The sequence below is a fragment of the Ruminococcus bovis genome, from assembly GCF_005601135.1.
Taxonomy (GTDB): domain Bacteria; phylum Bacillota; class Clostridia; order Oscillospirales; family Acutalibacteraceae; genus Ruminococcoides; species Ruminococcoides bovis.
Genome location: NZ_CP039381.1, coordinates 279,540 through 294,756, shown reverse-complemented (window position 1 = coordinate 294,756; position 15,217 = coordinate 279,540). Strand labels below are relative to the sequence as shown.

General features: G+C 32.1%; 16 protein-coding genes. 9 read left to right on the top strand and 7 right to left on the bottom strand.

The genetic code is table 11. The features are described from left to right. Positions 1–2: 2 nt before the first annotated feature. Positions 3–488, top strand: a complete 486-nt coding sequence (locus E5Z56_RS01430) for an SWIM zinc finger family protein (RefSeq protein WP_138156203.1) — start codon at positions 3–5, stop codon at positions 486–488. A gap of 949 nt (positions 489–1,437) precedes the next feature. On the opposite strand, the gene E5Z56_RS01425 is transcribed toward E5Z56_RS01430, so the two are convergent. After that, on the bottom strand, positions 1,438–2,949 hold the full coding sequence (locus E5Z56_RS01425; protein ID WP_138156202.1) for a L,D-transpeptidase family protein: 1,512 nt from the start codon (positions 2,947–2,949) through the stop codon (positions 1,438–1,440). A gap of 108 nt (positions 2,950–3,057) precedes the next feature. Beyond that, a complete protein-coding gene (locus tag E5Z56_RS01420; RefSeq protein ID WP_138156201.1) occupies positions 3,058–3,627 on the bottom strand; it encodes an HD domain-containing protein in 570 nt (189 codons plus the stop codon). A gap of 226 nt (positions 3,628–3,853) precedes the next feature. On the opposite strand from E5Z56_RS01420, the gene E5Z56_RS01415 reads away from it, so the two are divergent. Next, the gene (locus E5Z56_RS01415) at positions 3,854–5,098 is read left to right on the top strand and encodes an Ig-like domain-containing protein (RefSeq protein WP_175405332.1); all 1,245 of its coding nucleotides are present in this window, start codon (positions 3,854–3,856) and stop codon (positions 5,096–5,098) included. A gap of 74 nt (positions 5,099–5,172) precedes the next feature. Here the strand turns inward: E5Z56_RS01415 and E5Z56_RS01410 are convergent, their stop codons facing one another. From E5Z56_RS01410 to E5Z56_RS01395, 4 genes are all read right to left on the bottom strand, one after another. After that, on the bottom strand, positions 5,173–5,856 hold the full coding sequence (locus tag E5Z56_RS01410; RefSeq protein WP_175405331.1) for a YoaK family protein: 684 nt from the start codon (positions 5,854–5,856) through the stop codon (positions 5,173–5,175). A gap of 186 nt (positions 5,857–6,042) precedes the next feature. Then, positions 6,043–6,318: an integrase core domain-containing protein gene (locus tag E5Z56_RS01405; RefSeq protein WP_138156198.1), complete on the bottom strand. Its 276-nt coding sequence runs from the start codon at positions 6,316–6,318 to the stop codon at positions 6,043–6,045. Beyond that, on the bottom strand, positions 6,315–6,674 hold the full coding sequence (locus tag E5Z56_RS01400) for a transposase family protein (protein WP_138156197.1): 360 nt from the start codon (positions 6,672–6,674) through the stop codon (positions 6,315–6,317). Before E5Z56_RS01400 ends, E5Z56_RS01405 begins: the two co-directional genes overlap by 4 nt. Positions 6,675–6,741: 67 nt before the next feature. Continuing rightward, positions 6,742–6,984: a helix-turn-helix domain-containing protein gene (locus tag E5Z56_RS01395; RefSeq protein ID WP_138156084.1), complete on the bottom strand. Its 243-nt coding sequence runs from the start codon at positions 6,982–6,984 to the stop codon at positions 6,742–6,744. A 367-nt stretch (positions 6,985–7,351) separates the two neighbouring features. Here E5Z56_RS01395 and E5Z56_RS01390 point away from each other — a divergent pair, with 367 nt between their 5' ends. Beyond that, entirely contained in the window at positions 7,352–8,995 is a 1,644-nt protein-coding gene (locus E5Z56_RS01390; RefSeq protein ID WP_138156196.1) for a S1C family serine protease, read from the top strand. 1,457 nt (positions 8,996–10,452) lie between these two features. After that, complete coding sequence (gene bsh, locus E5Z56_RS01385; protein ID WP_138156195.1) at positions 10,453–11,433, top strand: choloylglycine hydrolase; 981 nt, start codon at positions 10,453–10,455, stop codon at positions 11,431–11,433. A gap of 58 nt (positions 11,434–11,491) precedes the next feature. Here the strand turns inward: bsh and E5Z56_RS01380 are convergent, their stop codons facing one another. Beyond that, positions 11,492–11,806, bottom strand: coding sequence for a heavy metal-binding domain-containing protein (locus tag E5Z56_RS01380; RefSeq protein WP_138156194.1), 315 nt, complete (start codon positions 11,804–11,806; stop codon positions 11,492–11,494). A gap of 162 nt (positions 11,807–11,968) precedes the next feature. Between E5Z56_RS01380 and E5Z56_RS01375 the strand changes: the two genes are divergently transcribed. From E5Z56_RS01375 to E5Z56_RS01355, 5 genes are all read left to right on the top strand, one after another. Continuing rightward, a complete protein-coding gene (locus E5Z56_RS01375; RefSeq protein ID WP_138156193.1) occupies positions 11,969–12,448 on the top strand; it encodes a DUF4190 domain-containing protein in 480 nt (159 codons plus the stop codon). Between the two features lie 59 nt (positions 12,449–12,507). Next, entirely contained in the window at positions 12,508–12,903 is a 396-nt protein-coding gene (locus E5Z56_RS12095; protein WP_138156192.1) for a DUF2752 domain-containing protein, read from the top strand. Between the two features lie 168 nt (positions 12,904–13,071). After that, positions 13,072–13,869 (top strand): MBL fold metallo-hydrolase, encoded by a 798-nt coding sequence (locus E5Z56_RS01365; RefSeq protein ID WP_138156191.1) that lies wholly within the window; start codon positions 13,072–13,074, stop codon positions 13,867–13,869. 39 nt (positions 13,870–13,908) lie between these two features. Continuing rightward, on the top strand, positions 13,909–14,436 hold the full coding sequence (locus tag E5Z56_RS01360; protein WP_138156190.1) for a GNAT family N-acetyltransferase: 528 nt from the start codon (positions 13,909–13,911) through the stop codon (positions 14,434–14,436). A 21-nt stretch (positions 14,437–14,457) separates the two neighbouring features. Then, complete coding sequence (locus E5Z56_RS01355; RefSeq protein WP_138156189.1) at positions 14,458–15,216, top strand: SDR family NAD(P)-dependent oxidoreductase; 759 nt, start codon at positions 14,458–14,460, stop codon at positions 15,214–15,216. Position 15,217: the final 1 nt, after the last annotated feature.

The window sequence follows — 15,217 nt, the reverse complement described above, 5'->3', positions numbered from 1 at the left end:
TTATGGGTATTTTAAATCAAGCAAGAGCCTCTGTTATATGGAGAGGTTATGAATATTATAAAGATAAAAAAGTAATCAATTTCCGTAAAGAATCTGACTCTGTTTTTTATGGTAGTGTTAAGGGTACTACTACATATGATGTTAAGATAGATATTAATCATACTGTAAAGAATACATATTGTAACTGTCCATTTGCTAAAGATAATCGAAAAATTTGCAAACATATGGTTGCATTGTATTTTACTGCTTTTCCTAATGAAGCTGAACGGTATATTAAAAATGTTGAAGAAGAAAGAATAGAAGAAAGATTTAACGAAATGTATGGTTATCCTGATGAAGATTTTGAAGACTATGAAGATAATGAAGAAATAAAAGATTCATTTATATATGAGGTTATTTCGGATTATGTTAATCAACTTTCTGTTTCAGAACTTCGTTCTAAATTAATTGATGCACTAATAGAACTTTACGGTAAAGATTTTCCTTAATATACTTTTATCAATATAAGATATTAATAAAGTAATTAAACCACCTAATGCTACAGTTTATTAATTGATGTAGTGTTGGGTGGTTTTTGTTTGGTTATTTTGTTTTACAAATTTGGGCTTTTCAATTTTGTTTCTGCGTGTAGATAGGTTAGTTAAATAAATTAGGGTTTTTCAATTTTGATTGTGGGTAAAGGAAAATAATTGGCTATAAAGAAAAATTCGTAGTGAGATTATTTACCTAAAATTATATAAAACTCTGACTCACAGGTGTAGGGTCCAACACTGTTGGACCGTTACAAACTAACCTTTATATAGGTGCTTTGCCCTATGTAGATATTTGAAATTTGTACAGACAAAAGCCCGCCTTGTGTAAAGGAGGGTGTCAGCGTTAAGCTGACGGGAGGATTGTCACGGTAGTTAGTGTTCTCTATATAAAATGTGTACGATTAGATAAAAGTCATCTATCGAATAAAATTAATATAGTAAATAAGTTTGTACCATAACAATCCCTCAGTCGCTCTTTAAGAGTAAATTGTCATTCTTCCAATTTACGAGCGACTAGCTTTTCTAGCGAAAACGGCAAACCCTTTGTCCCTTCGGGACATTTCCCTTAGCAAGGGAATACCTTTACACAAGGGAGCCTTATTTGCTAAAATTTGACACTTTACATCTAGCACCACAAACCCTAATTTATCAATCCTACCTTTACGCACAGACAAAATTGAAAAAACCTAATTTATCATTCTCACCTTTACCCACAGCAAAATTGAAAAACCTAATTTATATATTGGTGCAATTGGATTAAAAACCACAATCATAATTAAAAAATGATTTGTCTTTTTAATTAACAAAATAAATAGCATATATAAAAAAGAGGGTTACAGATGTAACCCTCAAATAATTATAATTAACTTTTAATTATTTACTATTAATTAATAGCTATGATTAATTAATGAACAACAACAATTGTGCCGTTATGAGCTTTCTTAAAGATTTTTGCAACCTTATCAAGTGGTGTGTTAACACAACCATGAGAACCATCAGTTAGGTAAGTATTGCCACCATATTCATAACTTGCTCTCCATGTTGAGTCGTGAATACCACAACCATCAGCAGTAAACTGCATCCAATATTGTACAACAACATCCCATGTGTCACCAACCAGTCTTGATGGGGACTGATGAACAAAGATTGTATGAACACCCTTTGGTGTATCATGAACACCATCAGCCATACCTGTTACAACCGGTGTATCTACATAAAGCTTTCCGTTAATGTAGAACCACATATGTTGTTGCTTAATGTTGATTTCAATATATGTATTGCCAACATCTTGACCAAAGATTGTACTTGTTGCCTTTTGTGACTTAATCTTAGGGGAAACAGTAGGTTTTAGTTCCTTGCCTTTGTATGTTTTGTAAGGCTGAACCTGGAAATAGTAAGTTTTGTTTCTTGATAGTTTTCCGGTGGTAAAACTTCTGCTTGTAGTCTTTGCAACACACTTAAAGCTTTTTCTGTTGCTATTAGTTGATTGATATACCTTGTAGCCTGTAGCTGCAGGAACTTTTGACCAAGTAACTGTGATTTTGCTTAATTCACTCTTAGTTTTAACAGTTGTTGCATATAAGCCACAAGTACTCATTACAGCATTAGAATAGTTAGAAACAACAGTGCCATAATTGTTATAAGTGCGATATGCCTTTAATTTGTAGTAGTAGATTTTACCGGTGCTAACTTTATTGTCGGTAAAGGTAGTTGTGCTATTCTTTTTGATTGTCTTATAGTAAACATATTTACCGTTACTAACACCACTTGCACGATATACTTTATAACCTGTTACATTCTTATTTCTATTCCACTTAATAGAAATTTTTTTACCGTTATCAGTTACCTTTAAGCCTGTAACCTTGCTTGTAGCAGTAGAAGATTTTACTGTAGCATTTTTGCCATAGTAATTCTTTTTATCCTTAAATATCATAGGTGTTACCTTGATGTAGTAAAGAGTATTTTCTGATAGCTTAGTAACATTAGCAGTATTTGATTTAACAGTATTTACATAGTACCACTTTTGGTTGCTACCAACTTTTCTGTATTCAACCTTATAGTTAGTTGCATTCTTAGATTTGTTCCATTTTACTGTAATGTAATTTGAAGCAATCTTTGAAACCTTTAGGTTTGATATATTACCAACAGAAATTGGCTTTACAACCGGTTTTGTAGTAGTAGGTTTTGTAGTAGTAGGCTTTGTAGTTGTTGTATGATCTGTTGTAGTTGTTGTAGTTGTTGTATGATCTGTTGGTAAAGTGTTGTTTAATGTAGTGGTAGGAGTTGATGAGGTAGTGTCGCCACCGGTATTGTCATCGGCAAATACCGAGAAACTAAAGTTAAATGCGAACATTGAACTTAATATAACTGCAATACAAAGAACAAGACTCAAAACTTTTTCTTTCTTTCTTTTCATAATATAACACTCCTTTATGTGTTTATTTTACTTCATTATATAATGAACTTAAAGAAAAATAAAGGGAAAAATTAGTTAAAGTTTAAACTGTTTATTTGGTTATTTTTACTATATTTTTCCTTCATTTTCAATTTTATCAAGGGCAATTTCTTTTATCTTGTTTTGAAGTCTTTTTAGGTATGGATTGAACTGACATTCTTCATATCCGTAAACAGGATTTAGCTTGTATTCAATATCAATCCAAGTGCTAATTGGAGCTTCATTGTGAGATATAGATGCCTCTAGCTTATCCAGTGCTTTATACACCTTAGCTTCCTCAGTTTCTTGCTTAATCATTTCATCATAAAGACAGAAAAGTTCCTTGTTGTATGGTTCAGGTAAGGTGCTAACCCAGTTAAGTAAAATTTCTTCTTCCTTGTTTTCATCATTTTCAGTTTTGTAAAATGACGGAATATCCCCGGTAAAGGCTTCACCCATATCGTGAAGTAAACACATTTTTATAACCTTATCATTATCCACATTAGGAAATTCATCCTTAGTGAAATAAGCCATAACAGTTAGTCTCCAAGAATGTTCGGCAACACTTTCTTTTTTACCTTTAGGTGACCAGCTGTGTCTTGTGTTGTCTTTTAGTTGGGAAGTTAAATTCATTATATCCATAAAATTTTTGATTTCCATATATTTCACCTCTTTTCTACTATTTTAACATATTTTATTTTGCTTTTAAATAATTATTATTAAGAAATTTGAGTAAAACAAAGATTTTTAATGTTATAATGTATAAAAAGCAAGTTATAAATTTATACATAAATACCATAGTAATTGAGGAATTTTTGTTATATAATCTATATAAGGAAAGAGTAATGTATAATTTTTTGTTTATTAATATAGAATGAGTGGTTTTATGAAAAAGTTGATTTCCTTATTTTTAGTTGCAGTTTTATCATTATCAGTTATGATTTTTGATGCAATAAATAGAGAGCGTGTTTCAGAATCAAGAAGCAAAATTGTAATGGACAAGGAACTTATGGATTACGCAATGTTGCGATGTAAAGAACTTGCTATTAAGTTCTCTCATGACCGTCCAAATGGCGAAAGTTTCTATTCTGCTTTTGACAGAGCTTATGGTGAAGATATTTTTACCGGTTCTTCATCAACCGATTATGTTATTGAACAGTGGCTACAAAACAGTAGTAGTAGAAAAGATATTCTTACAGACTACTATAAAAGTGTAGGTGTAGGTGCTGTAGAAGTTGATGGTTCTTTTTATTGGGTTTTAATCTTTGGTATTGATAAAGAAAACAATCTAATTGTTGATAGAACTAATTATGATGTTGAAGCAAATGATTCAGGTCTTGTATCTTTTAAAAAATCTTTAATCGAAGCAAGAATTCGTTTTGGTAATACTTCACTTTGTAAGAATAACTCTACCAGAGCAACAATATCTTTTTATAATGGTATTTCCTATACACAGATTGACCCTAGTTCAGTAACATTTGATTCATCAAACAAGAATGTTTGTGTAATCAATAAGTTAGGTAAAATTTTAGGACTTGAACAAGGCAAGAGTACAATTTCTGTTACATTAAATGGCGATAATTACCCGTTCCTTGAACAAGATTTTTATGTTAATGGTGAAGTAGAGGATGTTACCCTAAATCGCAGTAGCTATACATATTATAGAACCAACAAGTCCGGTTCACTGAAGCTTTCTGCAAGAGTAACACCATACAATGCAGGTAATACAAGAGTTACTTGGAAATCAGGCAACAATAGAGTTGCAACAGTTGATTCTAACGGTAGAGTTACTATGAAAGGTAAGGGTACTGCGAAAATCACTGCAACTTCTGTTGATAGTCCAAGGGTTAGTGATTCTTGTACTGTTAAGGTTGTACAAAGAGTTACCGGAATAAAGTTAAATAAAAATACTATTTCTTTAAAAAAGAAAAAGTCCTATAGACTTAAGGCTACCTGTTCACCGTCAAATGCAAATCGTAGGTCTGTTACCTGGAAATCTTACAACACTAAGGTTGCCAAAGTTGATAAAAACGGCAAAGTTACCGGTGTGAAAAAGGGCAAAACTACTGTTAGAGCAACAGCCTGTGACGGTAGCAAAAAGTACGCAAATTGTACTGTTAAGGTTAGCTAATAGGGTGTGTGAAATTTATAAATACATAAATCCCCATATCATCTGATATGGGGATTTTACTTTGTATCTTAATATTAGAATGTATGTTGTTCAAGGTGAGTAACATGGTCGATTTTGTCAGCGTAAACATTTACAAAGAAAGCAACAAGTGGAATAGGAAAGCCAAACCAACTTGCATATGTACCGAAAATACTGCTTAGAATTGCACCTATTGCAACACCAATATGAAACCAAAAAAGAGTATTGCCATAGAATTTACCTTTTCTAAGCATATGCTTGTCTTTGGTAATTAAATATTCAGCAAATGAGGTAGTGCATTGTTTTATGTTGTTTGTTGAGAAAATTGTGGAACTGTTAAACTTGCCGACACCATGGAAAACACTCCACTGAGTTGACATCATAAAGAATATTGGAAGTATACCTATTATAGGATTAATATGGGCAGGTATCAAAGGAAGAAGTATCAGTCCTGCACCATCAACCATAATTGAATATGCATTTAGGTTGATACCGGTTTTTAGCCTTAACACAACACATATTATAATGGCTGAAACATATATTCCTAAACCAATTAACCTTAACATTACATCAAAGAAATCTTTACCAACTATTCCGGTAATAATTTCAATTAGGTTGGCTGTCTGTGCGTTACCAAAGTTACTCATTCTGCAAAAGATAGCATAGCCACCCATAAAGCCACCCATAACACACATAATACTATGGAGAACCAGTGATATTTTTTTCTTTTTCAAAGTCATTGTTGTCATCCTCTTTCTGTACCTTCCGACTTCATATTTTATCATAATATGTAGAATTTTTAAAGATTATCACATACCAAATAAAAAGAATAATCTGTGTTGTAAATAGATATGACCCGTTTTAGGGTAAAAATAAAATATGATTTAATATTTCGCTTGTTTTACTGACTTTTTGATTATGAATTATCAGTTAATGGATTTCAATTCTAACTTTTCACTCAATAACTGCATTGGACTTTTGTATTCAAGTGTTCTCATTGTCTTGTTATTACTCCATTCTAAATGTCCTTTTAACTTTGTATTTAATTCTTCAATATTTTTGAATGTTTCCCAATCATAGAAATATCTTTGGTCGTTTCTATGACTTCTTTCTACCTTCCCATTGTGCCAAGGTGTTCGTGGTGGTATTAATTTATGATTTATACCTAATTTGTTCAATTCTATTTCAAAAGGACTTTTCACTTCACTGCTTTGATATTTATATGTGAACTCTCTTCCGTTATCTGTTTGAACCGTTTTATTTTAAACGGAAATTCTTTTAATAACATTTTCAAGAATTTAGTTGAGTTTTCCGGTGTATGTTCTTCAAACCCATATACAAATCTCATTCTTGTACATTCATCTATTGCAGTCCATTGATAAAAATGCTTTCCGTCCCTTAAAGCCTTGCCTCTTAAGCAATTGTATGGCACTTCTTTTACATCTATCTGCACCTTTTCTCCAGGTATTAACAGCTCCGGATATCTTCTATGATTACGGCTCTTTTTCTTGGTCTTTTTATATTTTACTAAGCCCATTCTTTTTGCAGCATATATCATTCCTGAATAGCTTCTTGTATATCCTTTTCTCTTTAAATCACTGTATACTCCATCCCATCCATATCTTTCATAGCACTTTTAAAAGAATTTCTAATTTGTCTTTCTTCTCTTTTGTGTGTCTGTTGGGATGACTATGTGGTCTGCGTGATTTAGGCAATAGCGATTGCCAGGTACCGTCATATTGTTTACACCATCTCTTTACGCTTGAAAGACTTACACCGTACACTCTACTTGCTTCGCTTTTTCCTTTTCTTAGTGCGTATTTTACTATGGCTTGCTTTTTCTTTGCTTCTTGTGTTATTATATTCATGAGGAGTACTTCTTTCTTAGGTTAATGTTTTTTTAGCGATTCCATTATACCATATTTTGAAGTTACTCCTCTTTTTTATTGGGTCATATCATTTTAGCACATACAATCACATACCAAATAAAAAGAATAAATAGAAATTATCTTGTTTAAAATTTACATATATATGAAAAGCAATACTTATATATAGATAGTGAATAGTGAAGTGTTTAATGTGAATTTGTTATTTTTATATTTTCCATTATAAAAACACTCCTATTTCATACAGTTTTCACTTTGGCATTTTATTATAATACCAACACAAGAGATAAACCTCTTGAAACATAATTCAAAAATCAATTAATATAGATGATTTAAGGAGGACCTTAATATGTATGATAATAACAATTACAACAACTTTAACGGTACAAATGGTGGCGAACCACCGGTAAATAATCAAAATGATGATTTGGATTTAACTAACGAATTTACTCAGGAAGATTATCAACAGTCTAACAACCAAAATTATTACAATAATCAAAACAGTAACCAAGGTTTTAACCCTGACTATAGTGTAGGTAACAATCATCAAAGCTATGGCAATGACCCATATAGTGACAGTGAGTCTTATAGAGAAAGACATTCTTTCTTTGAAAACAGTCAGCAAAATGTTGCTCCTAACTATAACGAAACTGTTAACTCATATGAATGGGGAGCTACTCCAAATAATGGACAGAATAACCCTAGAAACTTTAACCACAAAACGGTTAAGAAAGAAAAGAAGCCTGTAACAAGAAGTACAGTAGCTATTGCATTGGTTGCTTGTTTCTTAATTGCATCAGTATTTGGTGTAGGCGGTGGTGTTGGTACTTATTACCTACTGGCAAATAAAAATTCAACAACTACAGGTCTTAATGTAACAAAGAGTAGTTCAACAGGTGGCACAGACTCAACAAACGGTACTGCACTTTCAACAAAGGATATTACAAGCAAAGTTGCTGACTCAGTAGTAGAAATTGTTACAGAATCTGTTTCATATTCGTTCTACGGTCAGGCAGTATCTCAGGGTGCAGGTTCAGGTGTAATTATTGATAAGGATGGTTACATTGTTACTAACCATCATGTTATTGAAAATGAAAGGTCAATTAAAGTTACTCTAAAGAACGGTAACGAATATACTGCAAAGCTAATCGGTTCTGACTCAGACAAGGATGTTGCTTTACTAAAGATTGAACCAAAGAGTGACGATAACCTAACTGCTGCAGTATTTGGCGATAGCGATAAACTTGCAGTAGGTGACAAGGCAGTTGCTATCGGTAACCCTCTAGGTGAACTTGGTGGTACAGTTACAGACGGTATCATCTCAGCACTGGATAGAGAAGTAACAATTGATAACAACAGTATGAACCTGCTACAGACAAATGCAGCTATTAACCCGGGTAACTCAGGTGGTGGCCTATTTGACGGTCAAGGTAACCTAATCGGTATTGTTGTAGCAAAGGCATCAAGCAGTAGCTCTAACGAAAGTGTTGAAGGTTTGGGCTTTGCTATCCCTATTAATGATGTTGAGTCTATCCTAAATGACCTAAAGAAATACGGTTATGTTAAGGGTAAGCCGGGTGCTATCGGTGTAGTAATGCAAGATTATATGGATATGGTTTATGTTTATTCTGTAACAGAAAATAGTCAGGCTGATAAAGCAGGTCTACAGAAGGGTGACAAGATTATGAGCATCAACGGAGAAAAGGTTTCTTCAAGTGCTGATGTTAAGAAAATTGTTACTAACTCAAAGGCTGGAGATAAGCTAAAGTTTGTTGTTGAAAGAAACGGCTCTCAAAAGACTTTAACTGTTACAATTAAAGAAGCATCAAAGAGTGAAACAAATTCAAACAGCAGTAACTCAAGCAACAACAGTTCAGATAATTCAAGCAATATCTACGGCAATGGTGGTAGCGACTCATATAACGATTCATATGGTAGTGACAACTCATCAAACGGTAGTAACGAAGACTCTGTATGGAACTACTTCAATTAATAGTTAATGCTATTAGTTGTTTATATAAATAGTAAATAAACCGGAGCAGTCTTTTGACTGCTCCCTTACTTTTTAGATAAATCATTTTTTCAATTTTGTTTTTTTAATTCTGTTTGTACATAGAGGTAAATTTCATTGTGTGATTTGATAATTATTTCTATAAATTAGGGTTTGTGAGGATAAACTCAAAGTTTTAAATTTTAGCAAATAAGGCTCCCTTGTGTAAAGGGAGCTGTCGCTCGTAAATTGGAAGAATGACAATTTACTCTTAAAGAGCGACTGAGGGATTGTTATGGTACATACTTTTTAATATATCAGTTTTATTCGATAGATATATAATAGGTTTTGTTTTCCTATCTAAATTTTATCTATCTATTACTGCCTACTAGACAATCCTTCCACCACTTCGTGGTCCCCCTCCCTTTACACAAGGGAGGCAAAATAGTTTGCACAAATCTAAAATAAGTACGCAATTTTTAAATAGTACAGACTTTATAAATTAGTATAAATTATGGTAAAGACAAAGGCTCCCTCGCTGAGGGAGCTGTCATTCGTGAATTGCAAAGCAATTCACCTTTTAAAGAATGACTGAAGGAGTGGTTGATATTTTAAACTTGTTTAAAATATCATCATAGATGAAACTTTCCTTTATCTCTAACTATAAAATAGAATGAACATTATGAGATACAGTTGTAGGGGACATCATTGATGTCCCGTTACAAACTAGCCTTTATATAGGTACTTTGCCCTATGTAGTAAGTTATAATTTCTAGTTTCTACATAGGACAAAATTGTATAAAACATTTTACTATTAAACGGGCGAACGATGTTCGCCCCTACGACTGTAAGCCATAAAATTTGTTCTTATTTTGTCTTATGTAGTTACCTTAAATTTGTACATATTCGCCAGTCTCCCTTGTGTAAAGGGAGATGTTTTGCAATGCAAAACAGAGGGATTGTCACGGTAGATTGTGTTCTCTAGATAAAATGTGTACGATTAGATAAGAGTTATCTATAAATATAGGAACGAACAGTGTTCGTTCCCTAAATCATATATCGAATAAATCTTATATAATCTAAAGTGCCTACCAAAACAATCCTTCCACCACTTCGTGGTCCCCCTCCCTTTACACAAGGGAGGCTGGTTAGTCTCAGCTAATTCTAAATAACTATCACAAAACAAGGATTTTTTTATCCCCACAAACCCTAATTTATTAATCTCACCTTTACCCACAGACAAAATTGAAAAACCCTAATTTGTAAAACCAATTTATCTTATCAAAAATCAAAATTGAAAAACCCAAATTTATCAAACTCATTATATTCTACATATAAAACAAAATAATTAACAGAGCAATCTGAAAATTATATAAAAAACATTGCTGAATAATTTATAAAATGATATACTAAATCTATAATAATTTAGGGAAAATAAGATTAAAACTAAGGAGCATATTATGTGTACATCAGCAACATACAAGACAAATGATTTTTATTTTGGCAGAACACTTGATTATGAATTTTCTTATGGTGAAGTAGTAGCAATAACACCTAGAAATTATCCTATTAATTTTCACTTTATGGGTGAAGTGAAGAATCACTATGCTATGATTGGTATGGCTCATATTGCAAATGATTATCCACTGTATTATGATGCAATTAATGAAAAAGGTCTTGGTATGGCAGGTCTTAATTTTGTTGGTAATGCAAAGTATTATGATGTTGATAAGGATAAAGAAAATGTAGCACAGTATGAGTTTATTAACTATATTCTCAGTCAATGTGCAAATGTTACAGAGGTAAAGAAAAAGCTAAAGAATATAAATATTACTGCAACTCAGTTTAATGAAAATTACCCTTTAGCTCAATTACACTATATTGTTGCTGATAAGGAAAGTTGTATTGTTGTAGAAACAATGGAAGATGGTATGCACATTTATGATAATAAAGTAGGTGTCTTAACAAATAACCCTCCATATCCTCAGCAAATGTTTATGCTTAATAACTATATGGGACTTTCTCCTAAACAACCGGAAAATACTTTTTCTCAAAATGAAAAGTTAGATTTCACTCAGTATAGTAGGGGAATGGGTGCTTTAGGTTTACCCGGGGACTTATCATCAGCATCAAGATTTGCCAGAGTTGCATTTGTGAAAATGAACAGTAAATCTTCTCCGGAAGAAAATTCAAGTGTAAGTCAGTTTTTCCATATTCTAAATTCAGTTGACCAACAAAGAGGCTGTTGTGAAGTAACTGAGGGTAAGTATGAGATTACAATTTATACTTCTTGTTGTAATTGTGATAAGGGTATTTACTACTATACAACATATGATAACCACCAGATTACTGCAATAGATATGCATAAGGAAAATTTAGACAGTGATACACTTATCAGTTATCCGATAATCATTAATGAAAATATAAAATATCAAAATTAGGTAAAAAGAAAAGTCCGACAAAATCGGACTTTTTCTTATATAGAATTAAATATTAAAATTAATAAACGAACTTAATAGCAGTTCCATATGCTAAGATTTCAGAGCTTTGTTGTAAAATTGATGATGTTGTGTATCTAATACCAATAACACCGTCAGCACCCATCTGAATTGCCTGATTAACCATTCTGTCTAGAGCAACACCTCTTGCAGTATTCATCATTTCTGTATACTCATTTAGTTCACCACCGACAATGCTCTTAAAACCTTGTTTAAAGTCACTTACAAAGTCCTTTGACTGTACTGTGTTACCCTGTACAACACCAAGAATTTGATAATTCATACCCGGTACTGTTTCTGTTGTTGAAATAAACATAATCTTCCTCCTACATAAATATAATTACATTATAAACTATTTATTATAATTGTCAAACATATGCCAATGTGAAATGGCAAAAAATTGACAAAAATAATATATATGTTGACTTTTAAATGGATATAGTATAAAATTGATATATAAAATGATTTGGAGGAAATTATGGACGAAAACTTTAACAATCAGCAAAATAATCAGCAAAACAATCAGTATAATCAACAGAATGAACAGTACAATCAGCAGTATAATCAGCCACAGTACAATCAACAACAGTATAATCAGCCTCAGTACAATCAGCAACAGTATAATCAGCCTCAGTACAATCAGCCAAATAACTACAACAATTATAACAACTATGCTCCTAACCAGTATCAGCAACCTCAGGACAATAGCAGAGGCCTTGCTATTGCTTCATTAGTTCTAGGTATTGTTTCTTTCTTCTGTTGTGGTTCAGTTTGCTCAATTGTAGGTATTGTCCTTGGTGTTCTTTCTCGTAAGAAAAAGCCAACAGATAACGGTATGGCTACTGCAGGTATTGTACTTTCAATTATTGCACTTGCAATATGGGCAATTTACTTCATTTATGTACTAGTAGTTTATGGTTCATTTAGTGCTGTATATAATACTAGTAGATATTATTAATAGTTAATTATGTTATTCAAAAAGACGGGCTGTTGTCCGTCTTTTTTGTTAGGAAAGTTATGAATAAAAGTATTGTAAAAAAGGTACTGGTGTTTTTAGTACCCTTAGTAGCAGTTTTCTTATTATGTATATTGGCAGTATATGTGGCAAATAATATTTCTTTGCCACCATGTATAACATATACACTTTTCCACATTAATTGTCCCGGATGTGGAATGACTAGGTCGGTTATTGCTTTGTTGCATTTTGATTTTTTACTTTCATTAAGACAAAATGCTTTTATAATTTTTGGCATAGTTCTTGCGTTAATGTACTATTTTGAATTAGTATTAAAGGTGTTTGGAAAGAATTTTCATTTTCCTATACATAGCAATAAGTTTATTTATACTTTAATAATATTGTCAGTAATATATTCAGTAGCCAGAAATTTTATTCCGGCTATTGCACCATATTAAAAAGTATTTAAATTATTAATATTTTAAGACGGATTTATTCCGTCTTTTTTCTGCAAAAATTTGTAGTATAACTTTTTATGCAACAATATATATTTATGCAAAAATATATATTGTGTTAAATCTTGTAGATGATATAATGTAATCGTATGTAGTTAAAGAGGTAAATTTATGAAATTAACTATATTAGGTACAGGTAATGCAATGGTAACTAAGTGCTACAATACTTGTTTTGCAATTGAACAAAATGATGAGTATTTCCTAGTTGATGGTGGTGGAGGAAACCAAATCCTAAGCCAACTTGAAAAGGCAAATATTGATGGGAAGAAAATCAAAAACATCTTTGTAACACATAAGCATATTGACCATATTACAGGTATCATTTGGCTGGTTAGAGTATTTACTCAGAATATGAGTAGAGGCACTTTTGATGGTGAAGTTAACCTATATGCCCATAGTGAATTAATAAAGATAATTACTGACATTGCTACTATGCTACTTCAACCTAAACAGATTGATTATTTAGGAAAAAAGTTTCATCTGATTTCTGTTGAAGATGGTAATGAAGTTACTATATTAGGCAATAAAGTAAAGTTCTTTGATATTCATTCTACTAAGGCAAAGCAGTTCGGTTTTACTATGTATTATGGTGAAGATAAGTTAACTTGTTGTGGTGATGAACCATATAATGAAGTGGAAAAAGAGTATGTACAGAATAGTACATATTTACTCCATGAGGCTTTTTGCCTTTATGAAGATAGGGAAAAGTTTCATCCGTATGAAAAGCACCATTCAACAGTTAAGGATGCTTGTATCTTAGCTGAAGAGCTTAATGTAAAGAACCTTATCCTTTATCATACAGAGGATAAGAACATCACTGACAGAAAAGAACTATATACAAAAGAGGGAAAAGAGTTTTATTCAGGCAACCTTTATGTACCTGATGACTTGGAAGTTTTCAACTTATAATTCTACTATAGAATTATTTACAAAAGAGGAGAACATAAAATGGGAAAATTAAAAGTAAGTTATATTGAAGAAAAGGATCTAGACCTTATTTATCGTCTATATAAGCATTTTGCTACATTTGAAAGAATGGAAGACTACCACACAGCTTCACCTGATGAAATACGCAAAATGGTTTTTGAAGAAAAACTATTGCATATTTTAAAGGCTGAGATTGACGGTGAAATTGTTGGTTTCTGTACATACTTCTTCCAAATTGCAACATTCCCTATGAAAAAGGTAATGTACATTGAAGATATTTATGTAAGAAGTGCTTATAGAGGTCAAGGTATCGGTACAAAGTTCTTTGATGTATGCGAAAAGGTAGCTAAAGTCCATGATTGTGTGAAAATTAAGTGGGAATGTTTAGAATGGAACAAAGATGCCCAACATTTTTATAAGCATACTATTGGTGGTAAAAAGGTTACTAAGTGGAGAACATACACTAAGGACATTATCAACGAAGATGACCTTGGTATGCCTGAAAATGAAGAAGAATTAGAAAAAGACAAAGTTGTTCTTGAAGGATAATTTTTAGAAATTGGTGATTAAATGAAGGCTCTTATTACCGGTGCAAGTTCCGGAATGGGTAGAGAAATGGCTAAGTATCTTTTTAAGAAAGGATATTCACTTATTCTTGTAGCCAGAAGAGAAGAAAACCTTGTTAAGCTAAAGAAAAGTTTAATAGGTAAACCTGAGGTAAAGATAATCACAACAGATTTGTCTGTACCTGAAAATGCAAAGAAACTTTATGAAGAAACTGCTAATGAAAATATAGATTTCCTTATTAATAATGCCGGTTTTGGTATTTACGGAGAATTTGCTAATATTGATTTGGATAGAGAAATTGACCTTATCAATACCAATATTACAGCAGTTCATATTCTAACTAAGCTGTTTTTAAGGGACTTTATTAAGAAAGATAAAGGTCATATCCTTAATGTAGCATCTTCGGCAGGTTTCTTAGCAGGACCTCTTATGAGTTCATATTATGCCTCAAAGAACTATGTTGTAAGACTTAGCGAAGGTATATATGAAGAACTTAGAAGAAAGAAAAGCAATGTTCATATCAGTTGTTTTTGTCCCGGACCTGTTAAAACAGAGTTTAACAAAGTAGCCGGTGTTAACTTTGCAATTAAAGGTATTGACCAAACTTATGCTGCAAAGTATGCCATAGACAATGCACTAAAGAATAAGATGATTATTATGCCATCATTTACAATGAAAAGTGCCAATTTCTTTATGAGATTTTTACCGAATAAACAACTTACAAAAATTTGTTACCACATACAACGAAAGAAAGACAATTAAT